1 protein-coding gene is annotated in these 551 nt (G+C 40.8%); it reads left to right on the plus strand.

What is annotated here, in order from left to right; translation table 11 throughout:
• Window positions 1-105 precede the first annotated feature (105 nt).
• On the plus strand, window positions 106-551 hold a 446-nt coding region (locus tag C1E24_RS20720; protein ID WP_138484798.1), incomplete at its 3' end, for an IS110 family transposase.

The raw sequence follows: 551 nt of genomic DNA on the forward strand, positions 1-551 counted from the left end.
TAGACATAATGACTCCCACACGGTGCTAGCCTCCGCATTTTCGTGGGTTAGCTTAAAGCCAGAGCCATAATTAGTTTGTCAAATAACTAAATAGCAGAGGCTAGCATGACTAAACATAACATACTTTTCATTGGCTTAGATACTCATAAAGAATTCATTGAAGTTGCCTATATTGAAGACAATCGCGGCGCTCAACCCATTCATTTCGGTCGCATTTCTTCTGCTAAAGTCGCTATTAAAAAACTTATCAGGCAATTCGAATCTAAATACCCTAATGCAACTTTGCATTTCGTTTATGAAGCTGGCCCCTGTGGTTACTGGATTTACCGCTTAATTACTTCTTTGGGACATTGTTGTTACGTGGTTGCCCCTTCGCTTATTCCTAAAAAACCTGGAGAGCGTGTAAAAACCGACAAGCGTGATGCCCTTAAACTGGCCAAATTACTTAAATCTGAAGACTTAACCCCTATTTATGTACCTGAGCCAGAAGATGAAGCTATTCGAGATTTATCTCGCGCCCGAGAGGTTGCGATGAAAGACTTAAAAGATGC

The organism is Pseudoalteromonas phenolica (assembly GCF_005876835.1).
In the GTDB taxonomy this organism is placed as follows: domain Bacteria; phylum Pseudomonadota; class Gammaproteobacteria; order Enterobacterales; family Alteromonadaceae; genus Pseudoalteromonas; species Pseudoalteromonas phenolica_B.